The following is a 26159-nucleotide window of genomic DNA, read 5'->3' as shown; positions in this document are numbered from 1 at the left end:
TATAACTGAGCCAGCGGTGCGGTACGGCAAACCTTTTCGGCTGCCAGTGGTTTTCCATAGACCTTAAACATGCACAGTAATCATGGAAAATAACGCGAATCTCACTGATGGAGCCCGACAGGCCGACATCGTTTCCAGCGAACACGCCGAAACGATGTTCAGTGCCGACCAGGCCGAAACCAATATGGTGAAGTTGGTAGATGGCAAATTAGTGTCTATCGGCGATACCGAGGCCGACGTTTCCGACGATATGCCCCGCATCCGGTTGGGCAGCGATGAGGAACGCGCTTTGGAAGGAGACGATAAAAAGAAATACGAAAACTCAGACGCAGCCCTGCGCGCAGGCACTATGTTCGATCCTTCGGTCATGCCCGACGACCCGATTGCGGTTGGTGACATTACCGGAAATCCCGATGCGGGTTCGGACGTAAATACGGGCCTTCCTTCGGAAGATGAAGGATCGGATAAAACTACGCCGACCAACTCATTTGGCGGCTGGCAGTTCATCGGTAGCGGTCAGCCGATCGGCGAAATGATTCCGTCTACACCCGGCACGCCCGACCCGACGCAACCTGTTCCGGGTATTCCGGAAACACCACCGACGCCACCTGCGCCGGGCCCGGAAATTCCGGACTTACCTGGCACACCCAAACCATCAGTTCCCGAAATTCAGGAACCGAGCGAACCCGACCGCTCTCACGAAATAAACGCCCAATTCGTAACATTTACCTCAGCCGGTCCGGGGGTCATTCCGACAAACGGTCCGAAGCCAGACGGGGACGTGCCCTATACGCACTACGAAAATTTAGATCAGGGTGCGAAAGCTGATCCGGGCTCGGAAGAAGGTATGGTCGACAATCCTGACACGGGTGAGTCGGGGCGTCCATATGACGTAAATGCAAAAGATAAGGCCGCCAATCAACCCGGAGAGCGGCCTGAGGAAGCCAAAGAAGCCCAGAAGTTTCCACGCGAAATGGCCGACGAAAGCAGCATCGAAGCGCAGGATATGATCTCCGGCCCCGACCGTTCGGATCAGAAATCGACCGAAGGACTCGATCGGAAATACAACGACCCGGAAGCGGCCCGCGAAATGGCGAGTTAGTCAGGCATATTTATTTCGGACATAACAGGAGCCACGCCAAAGCGAGTGGCAAGATAAACAGCACGACTGCCGCTTATCTTGCCACTCGCTTTGGCATTAGGCTCAATCGGTTGAAAGCGATTTAGGCGGGTTGCGGTTCTACGGAACTCGGGTAGCCTTGCGTAGCCAGCGTTTCGCCCATTTGTGCATACATGGCCGGGTCTTCTGGCGCCCAGGTAGCCAACCCATCAACATAGCGGTTAAACATACTGAAAGCAGCCGCAATCAATACGGTATCGTGAATGTCGCGGTCGGTAGCACCCACTGTCCGGGCATCGGCGATCTGCTCGGCTGTTACGTACAAGCCCCCCTGCCGCACGCTATCGGCAACAACCAGTAAAGCTTTCAGCTTATCCGATATGGGGGCCGTTTGGGGGTCCGCCCAGGTTTGGGCTACAACCTGGTTCTCGCGCCCCAGTACAAAATCCGCAACGGCACCGTGGCAGGTCGAACAAAAAAAGCAATCGTTACGCCGGGATACGTACGAGGCAATCAACTCCCGTTCGCCCTGCCTGAGCGAATCGCTGGCGTTGGTTCGCAGTAATACTTCAGCTAATTCGTTGAGCGGTTTGGTGGTTTCAGGACTGAAGGCCATCGGTCCGACAATACCGGGCAATCCTTCGGGCAAAGCAATATGCGCCATGGGTAGTAGTATAAAGTTAAGTAGGAACTGGATTCGGCTTCGTTGCCCGTAAAGCGTCAACGTATAGCTACGGATTACACTTGAAAGGCTGACGCCAAGATAAGGATCGTTTCTGGGGCAGACAAGCGCTAACTCGCCTGTATGTCAGATAGTTTGTCAGGCGGTTGAGTAACATCCATCTTTCCTTCCGGCGTCACCGCTTAGAATCGGCGCAGGACCGAGTTAGGCCCTTTCCACAACGTTTTGTTTTATTTACCTTTACCCAAAATTCTAAACGCCATGAAAAAGTTACTGTTTCCCTGCCTGCTGTTGAGTGCAATAGCGCTGGCAGCTCCTCCTAAATGGACCTCGTTGTTCGATGGTAAAACGATAAAAGGCTGGCACAGCTATCATAAAGATGGCGTGGTCGGCTGGTATGTAGAAGATGGGGCCATGACGCCCGACGGCACGGGTGGCGACCTGGTCACGGACAAGGAATACGAAAACTTTGACCTCGAATTCGACTTCAAAATCCCCAAGGGCAGCAACAGCGGGGTAGTCTACAAAATCATCGACAGCCCCGATATCAAATCGACCTATATGTCGGGTCCCGAATATCAGGTGATCGATGATAAAGGCTATGTGGACGGCGAAGGCAAGCCGTATAAGCTGAAAGATACGCAGCTAAGCGGAGCAAATTATGACATGATTCCTCCCTCGGACATGACGGCGCTGAAAGCGCCCGGTGAATGGAACAAAGGCCGGATCGTTGTCAATAAAAATCACGTAGAACATTACCTGAACGGCAAAAAAGTAGTCGACTACCAGTATGGTACAGACGAGTGGAAAGCACTGGTGGCGAAGAGTAAGTTTGCCAACTGGCCTTATGCGACTCCTCACGCGAAAGGCAAAATCGCACTGCAAAACCACAGCCCAAAAGAGCGCGTCTGGTACCGGAACGTCCAGATTCGGGAATTGTAACCAATCCTAAACAAAACCGTGGCAAAATAACCGCCACGGTTTTGTTTTTTACCGATAAAATCATCTGGATGATAGCACCAAAGCTCCAGCTTCGGATGTGTTCAGTTGTCGTTTACCCGAAGCTGGAGCTTTGGTGCTACATCGGAAACGATTATAATTTTGGCCAATAATGCTTTTTATAGCAGCGAATGACCGGCCGGTTGGCGATGCAGACACATGTAAGCCTGTTGACAGGCTTTGAACCCGATCGTTTTTTGTTATCTCCCCTAACTCCATCCAATTCTCGTATGAAACATGTATTCATTTTGTGCTGCCTGCTTTGCGGACTGACCAGCCAGGCCCAACATCAACTGAAAAAACTTTGGGAAAGTGACAGTACGCTGGCTATCCCCGAGTCGGTCTTGTCCGACAAGGACGTTCTGTACGTATCGCTGATCGACGGAAGTCCCTGGGAAACCGACGGAAAAGGGGGGGTTGCGAAGCTGGATAAAAACGGAAAAATCCTGAGTTCGAGCTGGGTCAGCGGTCTCAACGCACCCAAGGGCATGGGTATCTGGCGGGGCAAGCTGTACGTCGCCGATGTGTCGGAGGTGGTGGTGGTTAACCTGTCGAGCGGAAAGGTAGAAACCAAAATCCCCGTTGCCTCAGCCACGGGTCTGAACGACATTACCATCGACGATAAGGGAACGGTCTACGTGTCGGATAGTCGACTCAACAACGTTCATCAGATCAAAAACGGTACACCAACACTTTACCTGAGCGATCTGAAGGGCGTAAACGGCCTGAAAGCGGTTGGCAACGATCTCTACATCCTGACCGCCAAAGAGGTTTATAAGGTTGGGGCGGACAAGAAAAAGGAAGTCATCAGCAACATGGAGCTGGGTGGCGATGGCATCGAACCCGTCGGTAAGGGCGATTTTATTCTGTCCAGTTGGGGCGGGGTTATGTATTACATGAGCAAGGACGGCAAGCTGGAAACCTTACTCGACACCCGGGCCCAGAAGAAAAACACGGCCGACATCGGCTACGACCCCGGCAAGCGTATTATTTACGTACCGACGTTTATGGCTAAGTCCGTCGTCGCTTACCATCTCGATTAACTCCCAGAAAGCTTAGCTAAAATCGTTTTGGATAAAAGCCAGGCCTTGAAACGACATCGTACAGGAATGATGTCATTTCAAGGCCTGGCTTTTAGTGGTAATGCGACTATTTCCACACGAACGGGAGTAGATTAACTCAAAAGCTAATTTATTGATTAGCAATCGATAGAGCTTATGACGAACGATTTCAGCGATACCGTTTCCCAGCCTATACCGCATCGCCCACTGGCGAAAGTCAGCAAACAAACCCTGCGCTGGTCGAGTGTGCTGCTGGTTACGACGGTTTGGGTGAGCGCGGGTCTGTTTGGGCTTTACATCCTGGCCTTTTATGCGTCGGCTTTTTACGCAGGCAACATGGCCCGCTGGAATCAGGTGCTGCCCCGCTTATACGAACAAAGCACAGCCGGAGCGACCACCGGTATCGGTCTGCATTTTGCGGCAGGTGGTATTATTCTGGTGCTGGGAAGCATTCAGTTGATTGACGCCGTCCGGGTCCGCTTTCCGGCGCTGCACCGCTGGATCGGTCGCCTGTATGTACTGGCTTGTCTGCTGGCGGCTATTGGGGGGCTGGCTTTTATCGCCGTCAAAGGCACCATCGGCGGTACGGCCATGAACATCGGATTCTCGCTTTATGGCATCCTTATGTTTGTCTGCGCCATCCAGACGTACCGCAGCGCCGTAGCCAGACAGCTGGTGAGCCACCGAAAGTGGGCACTACGCCTGTATGCCCTGGCGATCGGTTCCTGGCTCTACCGAATGGATTACGGTTTCTGGCTGCTGCTTACGGATGGGTTGGGTCATACGCGCACCTTCAGCGGGCCTTTCGATAGTGTTATGGCTTTCTTTTTTTACATTCCGAACCTGCTGGTCGTCGAGATCCTGATCCGGGCCAGTCAATACAAAGCCTCTCCCCTCTTCAGGTTCGCAGCCTCACTCGTTTTTTTACTGGCAACCGGTTTTTTACTGCTGGGCACCTATTACTTTACCCTGTATTATTGGGGACCAGCCATCGTCAACTGGGTATCTGTTCGTTGAAGCAATGGTGCTTTTTGGGATAACCAGAACCCTGTTCCGAGCTTGTCATAAAATCGATTACCCGAAACAAAACCATCCATTCGGTTTCATTCCGGGTAATCGATAGGTACTACTACGGTGTCTGCTACTGACTCACGCGGCCCGGTTCGCGGGTGTTGGCACCAGTCCGTTTCTGAATGTCGTCGCCCAGGTCGGCGCGGGCTTCTTCGGCTAGTTTTTCCAGTTTAGTTACCAGTTCCGGATGTTGTTCGCGCACGTCGTAGCGCTCGCCCGGATCGCGACGGAGATCATACAACGCCGACGGAAACTCGTGGGTTTCGGTGCTGGGTCCCGGCTGGCCATTCTGCCCGGGTAAAAACCCTTCGTAAGTCCGGCCAGGGTGTGCAAAGACCAGCTTCCAGTCGCCCTGACGGACCGCTTCGAGGCTATTTTTCCGATAATAATAGTAAAAATGATCGCGGGGCGTCACGCTGTTATCGCCCTTCATCAATGCGATCCAATCGACCCCATCGATGCGCTGTTTGGGCAAGCGGGCACCGCAGAGCTTAGCGACCGTCGGTAGAATATCCATCGTCGTCAGGAGTTTGTTAGACACCCGACCGGCGGGCACTACGCCCGGCCAGCGCACCAGGCAGGGCACCCGGTGTCCACCCTCGAACGAAGTACCTTTCCCCTCCCGAAAACCACCCGATGACCCTGCATGGTCGCCGTAGTTCAGCCACGGCCCGTTGTCGCTGATGAAAATAACCAGCGTATTTTTTTCCAGTCCCTGCTGTTTCAGTTCGCCCAGAATCTGGCCAATCGACCAGTCGAGTTCGGTCAGTACGTCGCCGAAGATACCCCGCGCGGTTTTGCCTTTAAACCTGGCTGACGCGGCCAGCGGTACGTGTGGCAACGGGTGCGGTACGTACAGGAAAAAAGGAGCATTCTTATGCTTCCGGATAAACGAGACCGCTTTCTCCGTCACCGTCGACGTTATGTGGCTGGCATCCTCCAGGTTCCTGATTTCCTGGCCGGGCGAATTGCCGTCGATCCAGCGGAGTGGCGGGTAATGCGCATTGGCCTGGTTCGGATGCAGCGGCCACATATCGTGTGAATACGGCACGCCATAGTACTCGTCGAACCCCTGTTGAAGCGGTAAAAACGGTTGTCGATCACCCAGGTGCCATTTCCCGAAAATACCCGTTGCGTAGCCTTTTTCCTTGAGCAGGTCGGCCAGCGTTTCTTCGTTCGGGTTCAGGCCAATGAGCGAATTAGGCCCTAGTGCGCCCGAAATGCCTAACCGATTCGGATAACAGCCCGTCAGCAGGGCCGCCCGCGATGCACTGCAGACCGCCTGTGCGGCCAGAAAATTCGTAAAACGGGTTCCATCGGCCGCCATTCGGTCCAGATTCGGGGTGGTGTAATCCAGCGCGCCCGTAACGGACAGGTCGCCATAGCCCAGATCGTCCATAAAAAACAGCACGACATTCGGCGGAGTAGCCGCTGGCTTTTCGACCCAGGCGCTGGCGAGTAACCCAACACCGACGAGCACAGTGATACTAAAAACCAAATGAGATAAACGTCGGGGAATCAGATGCATAACTTATTGATAAGTAGTCATTATTGTCATTCGTGGTCATTTCAGTCGTTCGTGGTCATTAGCCGATACTAGCCCGACGAATGACTATTCATGACTTTTCTACCAGCCGGGATTCTGCGTCAGGGTTGGCGTCAGGGTCCGTTCTTTCTGCGGAATGGGCCAAAGATAATGCCGGCTTTTGTCAAACGTTCGGTTGACCCCCACAACCTGAATGGTGGTCAGCGCTCCGCCGGCGGCTTTGTAGGTAATGCCATACACAGGACCGGGCAGTACGGTTTCCGCAATTTTCCACCGACGAATATCGAACAGCCGCAGCCCTTCGAAGGCAAACTCCACCGCCCGCTCCCGGCGCACGATAGCCCGCAATTCGGCCTGGCTGGCCGTACTGCTGACGGCGGGCTGTTTTACATCCGTCCGGCTATTCCGCACCGCATTGATCGCCGTAATTACACTGGCATCCAGCTGGTTCAGTTCAATTTTGGCTTCGGCATAGGTCAGCAGAATTTCGGCGTAACGTAACAGAATGATGTTGATGCCGTTGTTGGCTGGGTTGGCGTAATCGTCGGCATTGATGTATTTTTTGATGTTATAACCTGTTGTCGTGGCAATGTACGTGTTTCCGACCGCATCCCCCGTACCGCTGTTGGGCTCAGGCCGGTACGTAATCCCGCTCGGTAATGGATCGCCAGTCAGGAACACCGAAAACCGGAGCCGTGGATCGCGGTTGGCGTACGGATTCGCCGGGTCATACCCACTGCTCGGGTCAGCGATGAGCTTACCGGCCGTTGTTTCGTACATATCCACGAGCGCTTTGGTTGGTACAAACGTACTGCCGGAGCTTTTCTGGCTATACGGCCCGATGTAGCTGAACACGTTTACAGGGTACGTGTCTTTAATGAATTGCCGATCCAGCATGACCTCCTTATTGTTCTCGGCCGCGTACGTAAACAGCTTTTCGTACGATTCATAGAGCCCGTAAACGCCCAGCTTCATAACCTGATCGGCTGCGTCGGCGGCCTGCTGATAGCGACCGGCCAGCAGGTTGGCGCGTGCCCGCAACCCAAGAGCCGCCCCTTTCGTGATCCGGCCTTTGTCGACAGCGGCATAGGTCGTGGGTAGCAGACCGGCCGCTTCAGACAGCTCTTTGTCCACAAAATCCCAGATCTGCGCAATAGGCGTGCGGGCCAGCGTGCGGCTTTCGTCCAGCGAAATAGCGGTGGTCACCAGCGGCACGTCGCCGAACAGAGCCGCCAGCTTCAGGTATTGGTACGCCCGCAGGGTCCGGGCTTCGCCCTTGAATTGATTGATCAGCGTGGCATTGGTCGACGTCACTTTATCGACGTTTTCCAGAAAATAGTTGCAGGCCCGAATTCCCTTGTAGGCTCTCGTCCATTCGCTCAGAATCTTGGAACTGGTGGCGTCGTACTGCCCCACTTCGATATACGCCTGCACATCGAACGGCTGGTTGACGTGCGCAATATCGGTCATGGCATCCCAGCTCATGATGTTGGTGCTGTCGAGATCGGTATACAACGAATTGGAAGCCAGCCGGGCATCGTTTTCGGTTTTCCAGAACAGGCTTTCCGACAGACGGTCGTTCGGAACGGTTTCCAGTAGGTCGCGGTCGCAGGCGGTAAGCGCGAGGCTACCGGCCAGCGCCAGCAGAGAAATATAACGTATTGGTTTCATGGAAGTTCAGTCTGAAAAGAGGGTAAAATCAGAATTGCAGGTTGAGCCCAAGGGTGTACAGCGCCGTTTGTGGGTAATATACCGCCCGGCCCGAACCGACTTCGGGGTCCAGATTCCACTCGTTCAGTTTCGAGATGGTGAATACGTTGGTCGCCGACACATACACACGCGCCCGGCTCATCCGGACTTTGCTGGCCAGCGCCGTTGGCAGCGCATAAGCCAGCTGAATATTCTTCAGCCGAACGTACGACGCGTCGATCACCAGCCGGTCGGAGGTGGCTACGTTCCTCAGATCGAATTTCAACGGCCGCGGAAAACGGGCATCCGTATGGTCCGGCGTCCAGTAATTGTTCGTGTAGATCGAGTGCGTAAATCCTTCCTGATTGCCCATTTCGGCCAGCGCACCCGCCAGTCGGGTATCGACTTTGGCCGCGCCCTGGAACAGCAGGTTCAGCTCAAAGTTCTTAAACGAAAAGTTCGAATTGAGGCCGAAGGTAAACTTCGGAAACGAGTTACCGATGTTGGTCATGTCGTTGGCATCGATTTTCCCGTCGCCGTTTAGGTCCACATATTTCACATCGCCGGGTTTGGTGTTGGCGGCATATGTCGCTTTGTAGTCCGTAATCTGCTGCTGGGTCTGGAACAATCCATCGGTTTTATAACCCCACAGCGTGTTGATCGGCAGGCCTACGGCAATAATGTAACGGGGATCGATGTCCGAACCGGTAATGTACGGCCCCGTTCCCTTCAGGTCGACCACTTTGTTGGTGTTGATACTGAAGTTGGCCCCCAGGTTGTACTGAAAGCCTGAAGCATTCTTCGCTCCACGGTAATTGAGGCTAAACTCCCAGCCTTTGTTCTCTACCGAACCGGCGTTCTGCGGAGGAGCAATCAGCCCTACCGTAGCCGGAATATCCAGATTCAGCAGAATATCGCTCGTGAGCTTGCGGTAATAATCTACCGTCAGGGTCATCCGGTTGCGCAGGAACGAGGCATCCAGCCCCAGATCCAGTTGTGTGGTCGACTCCCAGCCCAGACCGGTATTGGCCAAGGTAGTCTGGCGATAGCCCTGCACGGCGGCACCGTTGAAATCATAGCCGCTGGCTCGCAGGGCCGAATAGTAGCTGTACAGATCCACCGACTGATTGCCCGTGATCCCCCAGGATCCCCGCAGTTTCAGGTCATTTACGTTATTCTGAATACCCTGCCAGAAAGCTTCTTTCGAGAGCCGCCAGCCCGCCGAGAATGACGGAAAAAAACTGTACTGCTTTTCGCCCGTAAATTTGGACGATCCATCATAGCGGCCGTTTACCTCGACCAGGTATTTGCCGTTATAATCGTAATTGATCCGCCCGAAATACGACCGCAGCCCATACTGCGCGTCGTTTCCGGTGTTGCTTTTAGTACCGTCGTTTGCGCCCTGGCCGATCGACTGGATGTCGTTGTTGTAAAAGCGTTCGCGGTAAGCCGTCAGGAACGTCTGCGTATTGCCAATCTGTGAATAGCCTAACAAGCCTTTGAAGGTATGGCTGCCTGCGCTCCGGTCGTAGGTAAGCAAATTGATGAGCGTATATTCCCGAAGTGTATTGCGCACTTCGGTCAGGGTGTTGTTCGCTACCGTTTTGGTCACGTTGGCGTTCTTATCGACGTTGACGTAGGCATTGGCGAAGTTCTTCTCCTGAGTAAAATACCCCCGCCCCGCCAGTTGGGTCGAGAAGGTCAGGCCATCCAGAATTTCCCATTCGCCTTTGATGGAACCTACCAGGTAATCGGCAAACCGCTTCGAATCGCCCCCGATTTCAGCGTACATCAGTGGGTTGTTGCCCTGGGTGCTGAGGCCATACGTTCCGTCGGCATATTTAGGTACGGCCCAGAGCGATCCGTGCAGGAAGCGGTCGATCGGGTCGACGGTGGGCGCCTGCGAATAATTGTAGCGGTAGTCGACATCGGCACTCACGCGCAGTTTCGGCGAAATGGTGTAGTCTGAATTCAGCCGGATTTCACCGATTTTGCTGTTGTAATGGGTAATGATCCCGGCCTGATCCTGATACCGCAGGCTCAGCCGGGTCCGGAGGGCTTCGGTACCGCCCGCTACCGAAAGTGTGTGGTTCTGCTGCGGAGCCGCGTGTAGCATGGTCTGAAACCAGGTATTCGGCAAGGGGTATTTTTCCCGGTCCGTTGCGGTCACATACGCCTGAATCGACTGTTCGGTGAAGCGGGCGGGTAGTGGCGAACCAGCGTTGGTGTAAGCCGCCACCTGCATGCGCATGTAGTCTTCAATACCCATCATGTGGGGCGTATTGATGGATTTCTGAATGGCGTAATACCCGTGGTAATCGACCTGGACCTTACTGCCCTTCGCCCGTTTGGTCGTCACCAGCACAACCCCGTTGGTGGCTCTTGAGCCGTAAATGGCTGTCGAGGAAGCATCTTTCAGAATCGACACGGTCTCGATGTCGTCAGGATTGATGTCGATCAGCCGCTGTTCGATGCCATCGACGATCACGAGCGCATCGTTCTTCCCCAGATCGTAGCCACCGGTCGAGTTGCTGGAGCCCGCGCCACTGGTCGCGTTGATGTTGAAGGTGGTAATCCCCCGCACACGGATGGCCGCGTTGGAACGCCCCGGCGACCCTCCCTGATCGAGCACCGTTACACCCGGCAACTGCCCCTGCAACGACTGCTGGATGTTCGAGACGGGGCGACGGGCTACTTCTTCGGCCCCGATCTGCGAAACGGAGTTGGTCAGGCTATTGCGTTTCTGCGTACCGTAACCCACCACAACGACCTCGTCGAGCTGCTTATTATCTGCCACTAACGACACCTCGATTCGGCTACGCCCGTTTACCGCCACTTCCTGCGTCGTGAAGCCAATACCCGAAAAAACCAGCACCGCGTTGGCCGGTGCATCGAGCGAGAAGTTGCCGTTTGCATCCGTACTGGTGCCTTTTGTGGTGTTCTTCACCACTACGTTGATGCCCGGCAGGGTTTCGCCCGACTGGCTTTTTACGGTACCTGTAATTGGGTTGGCGACCTGATCAGCTCTCGATGTGCTTAGCGCCGGTGCTGCCGGCCCGCTGAGTGACCGGGCAATCGCCCAGCCGGACCAGGGGTCGGCAAGCAACCCCATAGCCAAAAGACCCACGCGAAGGGTGCTTCGTAAAGAATTTGCCATAAAAAAAGGAATAATTACTGTTTGAGTATCAACTGAAGTAATCCGTCTGGCAGAATAAGAACTACGGCACCGGCTGGCGGTCCATCAGAACGTAATTGCGTACTAGAAAACCAACTGACACCAGAAGATAAGTACTGTTAATTGGTAGGCAAAGGTTGGTACGCAAAAACGTTTTTCCAAACAAAAGTTAATTTTTTGACAATCAACAGTTTAGTCAATAGTCTATCGAGAAATACCGTTATTCAACAGACGCAAAATGTGTCTGATTGCTATTCCCGTGAGCTTGAATGGATTGTCTGAACTGGTAGCGCCGACCGGCTCCATCGGATGCAAGCGGCTACTCGCCAAACCAGGCTGGTCGGCGCTACAGCTCGTTATTGACCTGTTGGACTAAGCCAGCAAATCAGAACGGCTATTTCTCGTAAATAAGAAAGGTACCGACGAAGGCCAGGATGGACACCACAAAGCCAAACATGAAGATATTGTAGGCTATCCGCAGGAGTTTATACTTTTTGCTCAGCACAACCCCCAGAAAGTAAATATCCCGGGTCATGCTGCTGTAGAGAAAGTCGCTGTCGTCCATCATGGTTTTTACCCCCCACTCATAGTCGTCCAGGGTCATGTTGTAGAAATTGCCGAAGAAGAGCAGATTCGCCTTTTTGTTCTGGATATCTTCTTTACTGAACCGCCCCTGGGTCACGTTGGGCCGGGTAGCCAGCACGGCAAAGACGATGGTGAGCAGGGCCGTCGTGACGAAAATCAGCGTAGGCGGCATCAGGTGCGGATGATTTTCGATGCGCGGAGCCAATACCGATACCAGTACCGACACCATGATGGAATTGACCGAGATCATGATATTGGCTTTACTATCGGCAATCTCACTCAGCCGCAGATGATTCGTCGAGGTGGTCCGAAACATCGTCTCGACTCCCCGCTCGGGTTTATCGTCTTTCTTTTTTTTCTTCTCCGACGGCGCAAACGGGGTGCTTACGGTCGTGATCGGGTCTGTTGGGGCAGCTTCCGGGTTGGTTAAATCCGGAATGGGAATCTCAGCCTGTTTTTCTTTTTTGTCAGCCTCTTTCTGCCGAAGCTGTTCAAGGTTGGCTTCCCGGCCTTTGTCGAGGTGTTTTTGGGCGTAGGGCGTGAAATACCGATGAGTACTTAGAAACGAGATATTTCCCTGCCGCCACTGGGCACCAGAAATCTCCCGTCCGGTCAGTTGTTCCTGCTCTTTACGCAGCAGCTTGGTTTGCTCTCTGAACGTGTCGCTTCCCAGATGCCACAGGTCAGCGTCGCACATGATTTCTTCCAGCAGATTGGTCGGATGCTGCGGCAGCTTAGTTGCCCGGATACACGCCTGAACCTGTCGGATCTGATCGGCCGAAACCGACTGGCTCTGAAGAAATGAAGCGGCTATTTCGGCGCTTTTCTCTTCGTGGTCCTGCCCCGATCCCGACAAATACCCCAGGTCGTGAAACCAGGCGGCCGCCAGTACCACCAGACGCTGGTTGTCGGGCAGTTCATAGTGGTGCGCGATCTTCCCGGCCGCCTGCACGACATCCTCCGTATGCGCCAGCGTATGGTACACCAGTTCGGGTCTGGGGTGTTCGGTAAACTGCCGAACGACGTAGGATTTGATTTGAGTGAGCAGAGCGTCGGACACGAGGATGCGGGTTAGATCGGTTACGGACATTAAAGTACCGCAATAAATCCTTTAAAAGCGATACCCCAGCGAAACATAGGGGAGCGTACCTTCGTCGGAAAAAGCAACCGAGGCCGTTACCACCAGTAAGCTGGCCGGCGAAATATACAGGCCACCGCCGTAGCCATCGTGCCATTTTTTCGAGTGTTCGCCCCGGCTCCAGACACGCCCGACATCGTTAAACGCCATCAGGCCCACGCTGCCCGGAAACAGATACGACCGGAAATCGAACAGCTTGAGCCGTGCCTCCAGGTTGTGATAAACCATATTGTCGCCCGCAAACCGATAGGTCCGAAAGCCCCGCAGGTTCTCATGCCCCCCCAGATAAAGCAGTTGATAAAATGCCGGATCGCCATAGGTGAGCCCACCCCCGATTCGATTGACCAGCACGAATCGGGCCGCCCGGCTAAAGCTGATATAAGTGCTCAGATCGGTGCGGAGCTGCGTCAGGTGATTACTCCGGTGGGCAAATCCCTGCAGCCCCAGCCAGGTGGTGTTCCAGAAAATACCCCGTGCGGGCTGAACCGCGTTGTTCCGGGTGTCGATCACGATGCCTGCCTGAATACCTCCATAGCCCTCCTGACGCAGAAACCGTTCTTCTTCGGGCAGTTCGGCCAGGTAGCGTTCGATAAACCGACCCAGGTTGTCCTGAACATCCAGCTTGAAATATTGAAAAACCGGGCCAACGGCCAGTTGCACGTGTTCGCCAACATTTCGCTTTAGCTGAACGGCCAAATTCATCAGATTGTAGCGCGTCCGGTAGTAGCGAATCCGTCGCGACTGGTCGTATACGGTTTCATTGCCCGGCCCGAAGAAGTTCGTCACATTGTCCGGCGCTTTTATGAACGCATTGACCCACAGGTCGTTCTTGCCGATAGCATCGGTAAAAATACCGTCGTATTTAAACGCCGTTGCGTCGGTAGCCAGCGAATGAGAAATCAGCAGGCGGTTCATAAACTTGTAGGGTGCCTTGCGGAAGCCCTGCTTGGTCCACTGCAAGCCAACACCCAGCAGCACGCCATCGTCCAGGTTATACCCGATCGTACCGATGGGAGCGAGCCGGTCGTACTTGAACGCGTGCGGATCGTACTGATTCACCGACTTGTCGGTTGCTGTATGCAGCCGGGCCAGCCCCGGTTTAGGAAACACATTGGCTTCGGTCGACTGGTCGTAAATGAGAGTCCGGTTCGGGTGCGGATGCTGCGTATCCACCGTGTAGGTGTCGGCGCCCCGTCCGCCGATTAGCCGGATTCTTAGCCCGTCGACGGGTGTTCCTCCGATCTGAAACTGGTCGTCGCCCTTGCGGCCATACAGCCGTATCTCAGCCGTTTCCGATGCGTCGAAGACGCGGTAATACAGGCGCTGTGCCGGTTTACCTTCTTTAGTGATTTTAAAAACCGATACCGCCACGTGGTCTTTATTCAGATAATCGACCTGAAACGATTCGGTTTTATCGGAGCCGGGAATGTCCACCGTTTTCGCCAGAAAGCGATAGTAAGTCATGGCTTCCTCAGCGAGCCAGCCACGCCGGGCCTGAAGCGTTTCCAGAATCCGACGCCCCGACAGTTGCCGAATCGTGTCGGGCAGTTGCCCAACCGCCTTCTTTAGCACGTCGTCGGTCATGGTCGCGTTGAACGCGTCGATTTCCTTCTGCCAGTCCTGCTGGCTTAAACCCGTCAGAAACAGCCGGTCGAAATACCGGCCATTGTACATAAACCCATCGACATTAGGCCGCTTGGATCGAAACCCCTGCAATTTGGGTTGAAGCCAGGGCAGCGCAGCAATGGCGGGCAGGATACCGCCCGTCCGGAAGAAAACCTGATCCCGGTCGCGGGGGATTGGATAATACGATTTTCCCGACTTGGTTTTATGACTACCCCAGCGCCACTGGTCCTCGTGGCGGTCCCAGTCGCCCATGAACAAATCGAGCAACCGCGCCCGTAGCGCAGCCCGCTGATCGACCTGATTGTCGTTATCATCTTCGAGCGCATCCAGCACTTTGGGTGTACTGACCGACTTGTTATCGGCCGGATTGCGTTCTTCCAGCAGGCAGACCGTATTGCCAAAATCGGTCTGGTAAAGTCCCAGCGCCGGGTCGTCGGGAACATACAGGATGGCGGGGTTCGCGTGGGGAACCCCGCTGGCCGTGGCCAGTACCGGCACCGACAACGGCGCGTACGGATAAGCCGCCGAAATTTCATCCTGCAGAATATCGCTGGCAACAGTCTGGCGCAGGTAAGCGGGAACCGCTTTGGCCGGGTCTTTCTGGATCGTTCGCAGTACCCACTCGCGCCCACTGGCATCGGCCAGCCGCAACGATTTAGTTTGCTGTCCACCCCCACGCTGCAGGATTTTAAACCCGCCTTTGGTCCGGGTAATGTCGAAAACGGGCAACGAAACCGGAGCGGCCCACTCGCGACGGTAGTTTTCACCAAATAGCCAGCGGTGCAACCGGCCAACGCTGTCGTAGGCGGGTGCAATAGCAAGCCGGACGCTATCGGGCCAGACCGGACGACGCCCACCGGTTTTGACGGAATCGGCCGTCGATAGAGTCGTGAACAGCGTCGCGTCGTGTGCCTGGGTGGCGGTCGCGGCCTCATCGACGGTATAAAATGTAGCCTTCAGGCGACCGCTTTTCAGGTGGTCCAGCACCACATAGCCCCACTCGCCACTGACAAACTGGGCCAGCTTGCCATTTTTGACCCGTTCGCGGTTGATGCCCGATCCGCTAACGATGTAGTGCCGGTTGCCATCGACAATGTGCTGAAGTGCGTGGTCGTGGCCCGATACGAAGGTGACATTGGGCGCGCCTGCCACGGCTTTTTCAAGCGCCTGCACCATCGCCTGATACAACGGGTTGGGCAGGTCCTGGATGTTACCAAACACACCCCGTACCAGCGGATACAACGACCCGATCACCGGCAGCGGAATGTATAGTTTTTCGTTGATGTCGGTTAGCGGAAAGATGTGCTGTTTGAACCTGTAATACCCGCCGTGGATGCCGTAACTTCGGAACGGCTGGTGAGTGGCCAGAATGATACCCTTGTCTTTATTTCGCGCGACGATGTCCGTCAGGCGAGCCAGTACTTCATCCTGACTTTTGCAGGCACAGTCCGTATCGACACCCGGTTTATCGTACGGGTGCAGCCACCATTGTGTATCGATAATGACCAGCACCAGCCGGTTGTCGAGGTGAATTTCTTCCGGTCCGGGACAGCCCCCTGCGGGCAGCAGGCGAATGTTGGGCGCTTTCAGACTGTCGAGCCAGCGACCCTGTCGCTTGATTTTCTCCCAGCCATCGGGATGCCCTTTTCCCCAGTCGTGGTTCCCCGGAATAAACAACACGTCCGACTTTGTCCCGGTACCGGCGGTCGCCAATCCAGGCCGGGCCTGATACCGGAGAATGGCGGTCAGTGAATCGTAGTCGCGATGATTTTCGTCTTCGAGCCCATGCGGATACACGTTATCGCCCAGATACAGCAGGGTTGTTCGCGTATCGTTGAAATCGTAGCGAGCCCGAACGGCATCGACAACTGGATTTTTACCGTGGTATAAGCGGCCGGCATCGCCAATTAGAATAAGCCGGTGGACCACCGAATCCATCGGCGGACTTTGGGCCCAAAGCCCGTTACTGACCAGGAACAGAAGCACAAAACACCAATATCGGACCGTGGGTAAAAAAAGTATCATCCGTGTAGATCTGGGTATGTTTATCGTAGCACGTCGGTTTAGTTGAGAGGTCGGAGCCGTGGCACGACTCCGACCTCTCAACTGATGTCCGTCTCAATCGAAATTAATGTGCAATCGCAATGCTTTCAGACCGAAGACCCCCTGCAGCGGCTCCAGCTCGACCTGATCGACGGTGTGCTGTATTTTTTGCTGATCCCGCAGGGTTTCGATCAGTGGCAGGTAGGGGGCAATATCCTGATGATTGGCATATACCAGCGCAACGGTGCCCGGCTGGGTAAGCCGCTCGCTGGTATCCAGAATATACGCCTTATCGATCCGCTTCTTAATTACCTCATACCGAATGCTGTATGACCCTTCAACATCGAACCGGTGTTCGTCCTGCCGGAAGTTGATGTCCAGCGGATGCGACTGTGCCAAAATAAGTTGCGTGGTTTGCAGGGGCAGCGGCAAATGCGGGCGCAATCGGTGCGTCAGGCGGGCAATGTCGATCATTGACGACAGCTGCCAGGCGTAGAGCTGGTGCAAGTGTTCGGGCTCGAACGGCCGCTGAGGTGCCATGGACTGACCGACGTAAAGCGTGTATTCCAGCCCATCGGTCCGGAAGGTTTCGGCATAGTGCGGATAGATGGCCTGGAGTTTGGTTTCAGCTTCGCTGATGTAGTCCTTGACCGTCGTGTTCAGCCATCGTATACTTCGCTCATACGCTTTCAGCGCCTGGTTGAATTGGCCGGTCGTTTCATCCAACTGGCTGAAATAGTGCTGTATGGAATCGGCCAGCTCCGGATGATTACCCTGCAGGTGTTGCAGATATGGTCGAATTTCGTCGGTCAGAAACAGGGTAATTTCGGCTTCATCGTCTGGGTTCAGCTCGGCCGCCAGCCGCTTCTGCCAGTGTTTCACCTTACTCAGCAGCAAATCCGGCAGCAGCAATTCGTTGGGCATGATCGGGCAGTCGAAAATGACTGTAATAGCAGCCAGTTGCTGGGAGAAATCCTGCTGTATGGCTTTATGTCGTTCGATGGACGAATTCCGAATATCGATGGCCCCGTAGATCGGGTACACTTTCGGAAACCGAACCCGGTTGATTTCGTTCCGTGAAGGTTTCGTTTGTTCCAGGAGTGTGTGCCAGGCCGCTTCGTTGAATTTCCACTCGACGGCGGGTTGCAGGTTGGTGAACTGCTGCTTGATGATCCGGTCCAGGGCAGCATTGAACTGCCCACGCTGGTACAACAGAAACTCCTGCACCAGCGGAATGACGGATTCGAATTTCCGCAGCGTTTCTTCGTTCAGGGCGTTGGCATGGGGGCTGGCCATTTCGAGCGTACCCAGCAATTGATTTCCCATCCGGATAGGATAAAACAAAAAGCTCCGGATACCTCGCTTATGCAACGCCCGCAGATGCGACCCCCGCGCCTGCGTCAGATCGGGCGTTACGGTTGGCTGGCCGTGGCGACCGATGTACTGAATAATCCGTTCGAGGGCCGCCTGTTCAACCGACAAGGTTCCCGAGTGCGTCAGAAACACGCTGCGCGACGCAAAAGCTGGGTAATGCACATACCGGTCATTGACCTGCAGAAACGGCACAATCCCGATCTGAAGGTCCGGCTGTCCACCAAAGTTACGGAGGGTTTGCTCGAAGCGGTTGTAGATGACCGGTTCGGGTTCCGATTGCAGGTGGGCAAAAATCTCCCGAAGCCGCTGGGTCGTTTCCGTTTCCGTGACGTCTTCGATCAGAAAAAAGTTGAAGCCTTCCATCAGAAACTCCTGAACCGGCATCGGCTGCGCCAGCTCATGACGGGATGAAATCAGGCCCCTGGCAAAATCGATCCACTCGGGTTGAAGGGGGGGCAGTTCAGCCGGCGGAATCGGGTTCATGAACGTATTATCGACGTTGATGCGATAATAGGTCACCAATCCAGCGGCTTCTTTCTGAAACGTGAGCACAGACGGTTTTTTGGGCAACTGCACCTTGTAGCATTTTTCCAGAATCATCCGGTAGCCGAAGCGAAGCCGTTCATCGGCGGTCACCTGCATTTTCAGTTCCATTGGCATGGCCGCTTTCTGACTCATCAGGCGGCCAAACTCGGCCGAGTAATGAAACAGCCGCAAGGGCTGAGGCAGGCCGAAGGCATACGGAAGATCCTGATTCATGCGAGTCAGGGGTAACACACTGAACGTGATCAGTTGAAATAATTCGGCTAATTGATCCGGATCATAGGCCTGCTCATCCTGGTTTTCATCCGGGAAGAAGGCTGTTAGTTTCTGAATTAAAAATTCACGCAGGCGATCCAGCTCTACGGAACAGCCATTCAGCGCTTTTTGCTGCTTCAGGTAATCTATAAATGGCTTGAAAGATAACCTGAACCGGGGCGATAGATCGGCCTGTTGAAGGTCATCGTCCTGAGTATCCATTGTTGATCAACTGGTTGTATAAGTGGTAGCATACGGTATTAGGTAGCGTCTTCACTGGTGCAAAGACCGTGCTATGTAATAAATTCTAACAGCTAAATGCGCCAAAAAGATCAATAAATGCCAATAAGTCCATGACATAGCGCCAGATTCCGGCTCCTCGGCTAATAATCTACTTTTTTCCGGCGGGCCTTCGCGTCGCTTTTGTGTTTTTTACCGGCAATTCGCTCTTCGACGGCGGCTTTGGATGGTTTTGTGGCTTTGCGAGGCTTCGGTTTCTCAAAGGCCTTTGCAATCAGCCGGTAAAACTTGGCCGTTACCTTTTCTTTATTGGCCAGTTGAGTCCGCTCGGTCTGATGCGTCAGCACCAGGTCGCCGTCGGTGGTGAGCTTGTTGGCTAACTTTTCTTCCAGAACTGCTCGCTCGTCGTCTGTAAGCAGGACAGAATGACGCACGCTAAAGCGCAGCTCCGCTTTTGTGGCTACTTTATTGACATTCTGTCCGCCTGCCCCACCACTGCGGGCAAACTGATACTGAAGTTCGGGCACTAAGCGAGTAGCATCCATACGGAATCGAACGAGGGAATAGTACTGAAAACCTAACCGTCTGGCGAACAATCACCGGAGGAGGCAGTTCTTTTTTCAAAACTAACGGATTCAACGGTATGACACAGCAGCAGCAACCAATCAACGATCTTCTCGATCGCACGTTTTCGGCGCTCGGGGGCGACGTGTCGGCAACGACACCCGATGAGGGGGCCGATCTGATTCAGGAATGGATCGAGGTCGTGCGGTCGAATGTGAGTACCCAGTGGCTAACCGAACCTCTCGAAAAACTCCAGACGGCCGTCCAGGCGCATAAGCGGCACGAAGTCGATGAACTGCTGCATAATCTTAGCGGTATCACTATCGACTTTGCCAATAATGATGCCCAGGGCCATAATAAAGAGGATTTGCAGAACCTGTCGACGGTACTGAAAGGTTTTGCCCAGAACCTGGCCAACGCGCAAATGCATTAACCCAACTACTCAACCGATCAGACAATGATTTCCAAGAATCAATCGCAGATTTCGCTCATCGACGAAACGGTAAATACCCTCGATGGAAACATCGACACGACAACGGCTACGGACGGCATGGCGCTCATCGACAAATGGCTGAACCGCTTGGAAGAAGCTGGCGACGATGCCACCGACGACATCGCCGAAACACTCGAACGATTACGCCCCGAGCTGGATACGGCCCAGCGCTATAACCGGATCGACAACGCGCGCATTGCCTCACTTTTACAGGAATTGATCGAACAGACCCGGAACGTAGCGGCTTCGGTAGAAGCCAGCGCCGAGCAGGTCGAGCTTTCGCAACTCATTGCCGTACTCGAAAACTTACATCAGCAGGCAGTTAGCCGCATCGAATAACCCAAATAACAGATAGTTATGGCACTAGATGATCATGCTTCTAATTTAATAAACATCACGGTGAAGGCCTTCAACGGCGATGTTACCAGTATTTCGCCCACGGATGGCCTCTCGCTCGTCGACAGTTGGGTCAGTTTTCTGGACGCCGACGAGTCAGGCAAAGCCCTTGTCGGCGAACTCCGCGAGCTGAAAGCCGAATTGCAGAGCGGCAACCTCGACGGAGCGTCGATCCAACAGATTCTGAAAAACCTGACGGCGCAGACCAAACAAATTACGGATTCGGCGGACCGGGACAGCCAGCCGAAACTGAACACCCTGTCGGGTGCGCTGCAAAGTTTCAGCCAACAGGTAGGCGGAGCGTCGGGGCCTGCTAAAACGGGGGGCCAGGCGCCCATGACCAGCACCGTGGGGGGCGAGTCGACCCACAGTGGTGTCGGCGCTTCTACTTTCGGTGCCAGCAGCGACGAACTGGCTGGTCGCAATGGCGGAACCATCAGCAATGCCACCGAACCAGGTGATATGGACGACACCACCGGTAGCGACGGAGGCCCGACCAAAGACCGCTCGTCCGACGAAGATACCGGCGATTCGAGCTATGACAATTCGACCGAGTCGGAAGAATCCCGGTCGGACACATCGCGAGTGGATGGCATGGGCGTATCGGGCGGTACGGGCGACACGGCTACCAGCCAGTCGGGTGGCCGATCGCAGTACTGACCAACGGCCAAAGCTATCCGGCTAGTCTGAGGTCAGGCTCCGGAGGCTTTTTGTTGACGCGCTACGCGCTCGTCGGGCTCTGAACAAAGCACCCTCAGACCGGGTTATTTGCTTAACAACAAACCACCAATGGGCTGAAAAAGCCGACGCGTCGGCCCATTACCAATCAAAAAAACTATGGCTTCTCACGCATTAGACCAGCGGCTGTTCGAAAAAATGGCCAGTCTTACCGACGAACATAATTCGATTACTGATTCATCGCCCGAGCGAGTCGACCTGATCGACGGCTGGCTCAAGGTCATTGGCGGTAATGAGGGTACGCAGCTCATCGAAGGCAAATTAACGGAACTCCGGGATCAGTTGAAGCTCAACCATCCGGACCCGGACATCGTTCGGGAGCTGTTGTTAGCCCTGGCCGACTACACCTCGCAACTGGCCCAGGGAGGAGCCATTCAGGAACAAACGGTCAATAAACTGGAGAAGCTGGCAACGACGCTTCGTCAACTGGCGGGCCAGCCGGTCGTCGACCATCGGTAAGTTACCCGAAATCGACGACCCTAATCAACTCAGCTATTTATCGATACCCCACTATATGCTAGGATCGAATCGATTGGAAGAGGGTATGCTCAATGAGACCCTCAGTACGTTTCGCAAGAATGAACTGGACGCTGTCAGCCCGGCTCAGGGCATTATGCTCATCGACGGCTGGCTGCAGGCCCTACAGGGCGAGCCCAACCTGGATCAGCTGACGGGTCAGCTCAGCGAGCTACGGACCGCTTTACAGGCCGCCCAACCCGACGGCCCCTATATCCGGGATCTGCTTGTGAGTCTGGCCGATCAGGCCCAGCAGGTAGCTGAAGCCCCTACCTCCGAAGGTACCTGGACGGGTGGGCTGGTAAGTCTGTCGAAAATTCTGCGACATCTAGGAAGTCAATCTTAATCACTTTTTGTCGTCTGGCCAGGTAAATAGCCAGACGACAAAAGCCTTATTTACTACACGATAAACATGGAAGGAACAGGAACTACGCTTGAACACCGGATGCTAACGGATACGCTGGGCGCTTTCGGTGATGGTCATCATGTGCAAATTACACCCGAGCAGGGGCTTTTGCTGCTCGAGGGCTGGCTCAATGCCCTGCCTGGCGACGTGGGTGCCGAACGAATTCTGGCCGAAATAGGCACCCTGCGCGATCATCTGAAAACCGGGGTTTACGACGGCGAAAAAATCCGGCATCTGCTGCTAAGCATGGCCAGTCATACGCTGGCCCTCTCGCATGAGCCCGCCGTCGACGGAACAACGGCGCATCAGCTCAAGCAGTTGGCGAATTCGTTACGCAATTTTACTGGTCAGCTCTGATATGTTCACCCACGAAGAATCCACAGATTTGCTCGACGCCACGATGGATGTGCTGGAGAGCAACTCCACCCAGGCCACGCCACAAAGCGGACTGGGCGTTATCGATCGGTGGCTAGTTCAGCTCCACAAAACCGAAAACGCCAAAGACATTGCCAATACGCTCGAACGAGTAAAAACGCAGTTGGAGAGCGATCAGATCAACAACCGGGAGTTGAGTCAGTTGCTGGAAGCCCTGGCGGATCAAACCGTTGAGCTCAGCACGTTTACGGGTTCTGAAGGTGACATTTCCGGCCGCCTGGAAGGTCTGGCATCGGCCCTGCGCTCCCTGGCCGGCCAGATTCAACAGTAGTTCAACGGGATTCGGTATGACCTCTGCGGGGTCATACCGAATCCCGTTGAACTAAATACGGCTTACTGGCTACTACGCTACGGTTTCCGTTGATTCCAGTAGATCAAGACGTTCAGGGTGGCCCGGCCTGAGGCAATCACGTCCAGATCGCCGTCGCCGTCGAGGTCGGCAGCCTGTAGATCTTCGCAGGCCATGCGTACGCTATCGTCCAGTGGATAACCCTGTATGTTGTTCTCTTCCTGGGGCTTATACAACCGGATACCAACTTTCTTCTCAGCATTCGGGTTCCGCCAGCCCGCTATGATCTGATCGCTACCCAGCCCCAGAAAATCACCGCAAACCAGCCCGTGGCCCTGACTGAATATATCCGTAAGCACCGATATTTCTTTGTCCGTCACCAACTGCAGAGGTTTATGAAACGAATAATAGCCCGTTTCTACCTGAAGCAGGTTTCCATGCATGGGCTGAATGGTTGCGATGCTTTTGCCCTTATCCAGCCGCCGGATTTCGCCGATGCCCTCAGCGCCTTTGGTCAGCATCGGTAGTGCGTTGCGAGCGGATTCATCTTCGAACGCATGCCATTTATTTTTTCGCCATTCGAAAATACCCCCGCCTTCTTTTCCGGCCACGATCATGGCGGTGGTGTTGTCATCCTCCCAGATTTCAAAATTATGGGTCAGGTGCATAGTCGAATCAACCAGGTAACGCTTCCAGGGCGACCGCGGATTTTTGGGTAGCTCATACCCCCATATCCGAACGCCTTTGCCCTCGCCGTTTTTGTTCCCCAGTCCATGTAGCGGAACCACGATCAACTGGTATCGGTCCTTTCCGATTTTGGCCCAGCGCATGCGGTGCGTGGTCACTTCATGCGGCAACCGAATGGGTTCCCAGCGTTGCGTTGGGTCCTGTGGCCGAACAAGGTAGAAAACGGCTCCCGACTTGGTACTGTCGACCGTCTCGGCCGGATTCCAGCCAGCTCCTACAGCGACTTCGACGCGCCCATCGCCGTCCAGATCACGGGCCGCAATGCAGACGTTATCCTGGGGCGTCAGGTTGGCAGCCATGACGTACCGTTTCCAGGCCGTCGTTTTGTCGCCGGGATTTTTATACCAGACAAACTCTTTCTGGTCCGCCAGCAGAATATCGGGTTTCCGATCGCCGTCGACATCGCCGATGGCCAGACCGTATCCAATATTAATCTGATTATCCACCACCTGAATTTTAAAATTCGGGGTTCCGGGCTGAGCCTGTAGAGCCAGATTCGGTATAAAGAAGGCGGTAATTAGCGAAAGAAGAAGGTTTTGACTGCGCATGGCGTTTGTTGATAATAAGCGTTTTGCCGTGAACCGTGCCACGGTTCACAGCAAAACGCCTGCGTTGATGTTCATTCGGTAAAGTGGTCCGGCTGGCACTTCTACCGGCTTATACTGATCCGTTCACCCAGTTGCATCACCCGGTGCGGAGTGCCGTACCGCTCGCAGGCGTCGACAAAATCGGCCGGATCGGCGGTGTTGAAGGCGAACAGGTCATAATGATGCGGAACAACGAGTCTAGCTCCGATGTAGCGGCCGAGCCGGGCGGCTTCGTCCGCATCCAGGTTACCCGCCACGCGCCGTTCGGGCCGGTTGCCGTTGATGGGCAGAAAGGCTACATCTACCCGGAAAGGCCGCAGGATATCGACCATTCCTTCGTACCAGAGCGTATCGCCGGAATGATACACGCGATAGGGACCGACTTCGACGACAAACCCCATGAATTTACAGCGGCCTTCGGCGTCGCGTTCGAGTTCATTGTGAGCTGCCGGAACCCCATGAACTACAAAGCCGCCGACGGTTGCTGTTTGTCCATCGGTTAGCCCAACAGGCCAGGCTAAATCGGTCCCTAATCGATCGGCAACGAATGCCCGGTTAGCCTCCGGAATCACGAATCGAAGTTCTGGGTTGGCTGACATCAGTGGAAGCAGTGTCTCGCGGTCCAGATGGTCGGTGTGATTATGGCTGGAGGTAACCACATCAACCATGCCTAGCTGCGACGCATCGATGACCCGCTCCGAAATTCGGACATGGGGCTTGTCGGTAGCGGCATATTTCTCCGTCAGTGAGTCTGACAGATACGGGTCAAACAGCACGGCTTTTCCGTTGTGCTGTAGCAGGAATCCGCTCTGGCCCAGCCACCAGATGTGCAATGCCTCAGGCTGATGTCGGGCGGTGGCTATATCGGCCAGTAAGCGATCGTCTTTTTGAAAAGCAGGTTTTAGCATGGTTCTCCGTTGGCTACGCCTTTGATCTCAGTCCGCTCATTCGCCCCAGCACCCAGTCCAGGACGCGGTCTGGGATCAGGTGGGGCACGATCCAGCCGGTCAGTTTATTCGGTAGCAGAGCGTATCGGATATTGGGATGTTTTTTCTCGTAAATATCCACAATTCGCTCGCCAACCGCATGGATCGACAAGCCGCCCGCTTCCGAGGCTTCGACCTGTTTCCGAAACCACTGCATGGCCGGATAATAGGCGGTTGTTTTGTAAGCGCTGATGTCAGTTCCTTTTTGCCAGATCGGTGTCTTTACGGCTCCTGGACCAATAATGATCACCCGGATGCCGAACAGGGCCAGCTCCCGGCGAAGGCTGTGCGAGAGGCCTTCCAGTGCGTGCTTGGTTCCTACGTAGGCGCCCATAAACGGGATAGCTACCTGCCCGTTGACCGAGCTGATGTTCAGAATCCGGCCCGGCTGAACCGGGTGGTCTGGCCGGGCGCCAAGCAACGGCAGAAAGGCCTGGGTGACCTGGAGCAGCCCCAGTACATTGACATCGAAATGCCGACGAACCGTTTCTAGGGGCTGGTATTGCAACGGTCCACCGATGGCGACCCCCGCGTTGTTGATCAACCCACCCAGGCCCTCTCCGTGGAGCCGCTCTGCCAGCAACGCCCCCGCTTTGTGTACGGCTTCGGCGTCGGTTACATCGAACAGCAAGGGCGTAAAGTTTTCTCCGAACTCCTGCTGTAGTTGGTCGGCATCAGCCTGGGTCCGGACGCTGCCAAAAACAGTGTAGCCGCGCCGGATAAACTGTCGGGCCGCACCGTAGCCAATGCCGGTCGAGACGCCGGTGATGAGAATATATTTACTGACGGGTTTCATGCGGTAAAGCTACACGGAACTGCGCCGTTTTTCAGCATGTGGACCGGTGTAGAAATCCA

General features: G+C 54.6%; 22 protein-coding genes. 11 read left to right on the top strand and 11 right to left on the bottom strand.

Going from position 1 to position 26159, the window contains the following annotated elements:
- Positions 1–82: 82 nt before the first annotated feature.
- Positions 83–1102, top strand: a complete 1020-nt coding sequence (locus ACYVC2_RS16205) for a hypothetical protein (RefSeq protein ID WP_461103518.1) — start codon at positions 83–85, stop codon at positions 1100–1102.
- Positions 1103–1223: 121 nt separating this feature from the next.
- Here ACYVC2_RS16205 and ACYVC2_RS16200 read toward each other — a convergent pair whose 3' ends face one another.
- Positions 1224–1784, bottom strand: a complete 561-nt coding sequence (locus ACYVC2_RS16200) for a carboxymuconolactone decarboxylase family protein (protein ID WP_461103516.1) — start codon at positions 1782–1784, stop codon at positions 1224–1226.
- Between the two features lie 279 nt (positions 1785–2063).
- Here ACYVC2_RS16200 and ACYVC2_RS16195 point away from each other — a divergent pair, with 279 nt between their 5' ends.
- The 3 genes from ACYVC2_RS16195 (at position 2064) to ACYVC2_RS16185 (ending at position 4879) form a co-directional block, all read left to right on the top strand.
- Positions 2064–2744 (top strand): 3-keto-disaccharide hydrolase, encoded by a 681-nt coding sequence (locus ACYVC2_RS16195; RefSeq protein WP_461103514.1) that lies wholly within the window; start codon positions 2064–2066, stop codon positions 2742–2744.
- Positions 2745–3031: 287 nt separating this feature from the next.
- A complete protein-coding gene (locus ACYVC2_RS16190; RefSeq protein ID WP_461103512.1) occupies positions 3032–3844 on the top strand; it encodes an SMP-30/gluconolactonase/LRE family protein in 813 nt (270 codons plus the stop codon).
- 174 nt (positions 3845–4018) lie between these two features.
- Entirely contained in the window at positions 4019–4879 is an 861-nt protein-coding gene (locus tag ACYVC2_RS16185) for a DUF2306 domain-containing protein (RefSeq protein ID WP_461103510.1), read from the top strand.
- 124 nt (positions 4880–5003) lie between these two features.
- Here the strand turns inward: ACYVC2_RS16185 and ACYVC2_RS16180 are convergent, their stop codons facing one another.
- The 7 genes from ACYVC2_RS16180 to arfB form a co-directional block, all read right to left on the bottom strand.
- Complete coding sequence (locus ACYVC2_RS16180; protein WP_461103508.1) at positions 5004–6461, bottom strand: sulfatase family protein; 1458 nt, start codon at positions 6459–6461, stop codon at positions 5004–5006.
- 99 nt (positions 6462–6560) lie between these two features.
- On the bottom strand, positions 6561–8150 hold the full coding sequence (locus tag ACYVC2_RS16175) for a RagB/SusD family nutrient uptake outer membrane protein (RefSeq protein WP_461103506.1): 1590 nt from the start codon (positions 8148–8150) through the stop codon (positions 6561–6563).
- 28 nt (positions 8151–8178) lie between these two features.
- Positions 8179–11325, bottom strand: a complete 3147-nt coding sequence (locus ACYVC2_RS16170) for a SusC/RagA family TonB-linked outer membrane protein (RefSeq protein ID WP_461103504.1) — start codon at positions 11323–11325, stop codon at positions 8179–8181.
- A gap of 412 nt (positions 11326–11737) precedes the next feature.
- Complete coding sequence (locus ACYVC2_RS16165) at positions 11738–13018, bottom strand: Pycsar system effector family protein (RefSeq protein ID WP_461103502.1); 1281 nt, start codon at positions 13016–13018, stop codon at positions 11738–11740.
- Positions 13019–13039: 21 nt separating this feature from the next.
- Positions 13040–16717, bottom strand: coding sequence for a BamA/TamA family outer membrane protein (locus tag ACYVC2_RS16160; protein ID WP_461103500.1), 3678 nt, complete (start codon positions 16715–16717; stop codon positions 13040–13042).
- Between the two features lie 93 nt (positions 16718–16810).
- Positions 16811–19129: a GAF domain-containing protein gene (locus ACYVC2_RS16155; protein ID WP_461103498.1), complete on the bottom strand. Its 2319-nt coding sequence runs from the start codon at positions 19127–19129 to the stop codon at positions 16811–16813.
- Positions 19130–19290: 161 nt separating this feature from the next.
- Complete coding sequence (arfB, locus tag ACYVC2_RS16150) at positions 19291–19692, bottom strand: alternative ribosome rescue aminoacyl-tRNA hydrolase ArfB (RefSeq protein WP_461103496.1); 402 nt, start codon at positions 19690–19692, stop codon at positions 19291–19293.
- 98 nt (positions 19693–19790) lie between these two features.
- Here arfB and ACYVC2_RS16145 point away from each other — a divergent pair, with 98 nt between their 5' ends.
- The 7 genes from ACYVC2_RS16145 (at position 19791) to ACYVC2_RS16115 (ending at position 22966) form a co-directional block, all read left to right on the top strand.
- Positions 19791–20144, top strand: a complete 354-nt coding sequence (locus tag ACYVC2_RS16145; protein ID WP_461103494.1) for a hypothetical protein — start codon at positions 19791–19793, stop codon at positions 20142–20144.
- Between the two features lie 24 nt (positions 20145–20168).
- Entirely contained in the window at positions 20169–20543 is a 375-nt protein-coding gene (locus ACYVC2_RS16140; protein ID WP_461103492.1) for a hypothetical protein, read from the top strand.
- A gap of 18 nt (positions 20544–20561) precedes the next feature.
- The gene (locus ACYVC2_RS16135) at positions 20562–21260 is read left to right on the top strand and encodes a hypothetical protein (protein WP_461103490.1); all 699 of its coding nucleotides are present in this window, start codon (positions 20562–20564) and stop codon (positions 21258–21260) included.
- A 177-nt stretch (positions 21261–21437) separates the two neighbouring features.
- Positions 21438–21797 (top strand): hypothetical protein, encoded by a 360-nt coding sequence (locus ACYVC2_RS16130; RefSeq protein ID WP_461103488.1) that lies wholly within the window; start codon positions 21438–21440, stop codon positions 21795–21797.
- A 55-nt stretch (positions 21798–21852) separates the two neighbouring features.
- Positions 21853–22200, top strand: a complete 348-nt coding sequence (locus ACYVC2_RS16125; protein ID WP_461103486.1) for a hypothetical protein — start codon at positions 21853–21855, stop codon at positions 22198–22200.
- A 66-nt stretch (positions 22201–22266) separates the two neighbouring features.
- Positions 22267–22617: a hypothetical protein gene (locus tag ACYVC2_RS16120; protein ID WP_461103484.1), complete on the top strand. Its 351-nt coding sequence runs from the start codon at positions 22267–22269 to the stop codon at positions 22615–22617.
- A 1-nt stretch (position 22618) separates the two neighbouring features.
- On the top strand, positions 22619–22966 hold the full coding sequence (locus ACYVC2_RS16115) for a hypothetical protein (RefSeq protein WP_461103482.1): 348 nt from the start codon (positions 22619–22621) through the stop codon (positions 22964–22966).
- Positions 22967–23043: 77 nt separating this feature from the next.
- Here the strand turns inward: ACYVC2_RS16115 and ACYVC2_RS16110 are convergent, their stop codons facing one another.
- The 3 genes from ACYVC2_RS16110 to ACYVC2_RS16100 all read right to left on the bottom strand — a co-directional run bounded on the left by ACYVC2_RS16110 (position 23044) and on the right by ACYVC2_RS16100 (position 26100).
- A complete protein-coding gene (locus ACYVC2_RS16110) occupies positions 23044–24279 on the bottom strand; it encodes an FG-GAP repeat domain-containing protein (protein ID WP_461103480.1) in 1236 nt (411 codons plus the stop codon).
- Positions 24280–24380: 101 nt separating this feature from the next.
- Complete coding sequence (locus tag ACYVC2_RS16105; protein WP_461103478.1) at positions 24381–25226, bottom strand: MBL fold metallo-hydrolase; 846 nt, start codon at positions 25224–25226, stop codon at positions 24381–24383.
- Positions 25227–25239: 13 nt separating this feature from the next.
- Complete coding sequence (locus ACYVC2_RS16100) at positions 25240–26100, bottom strand: SDR family NAD(P)-dependent oxidoreductase (RefSeq protein WP_461103476.1); 861 nt, start codon at positions 26098–26100, stop codon at positions 25240–25242.
- Between the last annotated feature and the right edge of the window lie 59 nt (positions 26101–26159).

Source organism: Spirosoma koreense (assembly GCF_054777875.1).
Note: the sequence above shows the minus strand (reverse complement) of the source record. Positions and strands in the feature narration are given on the sequence as shown.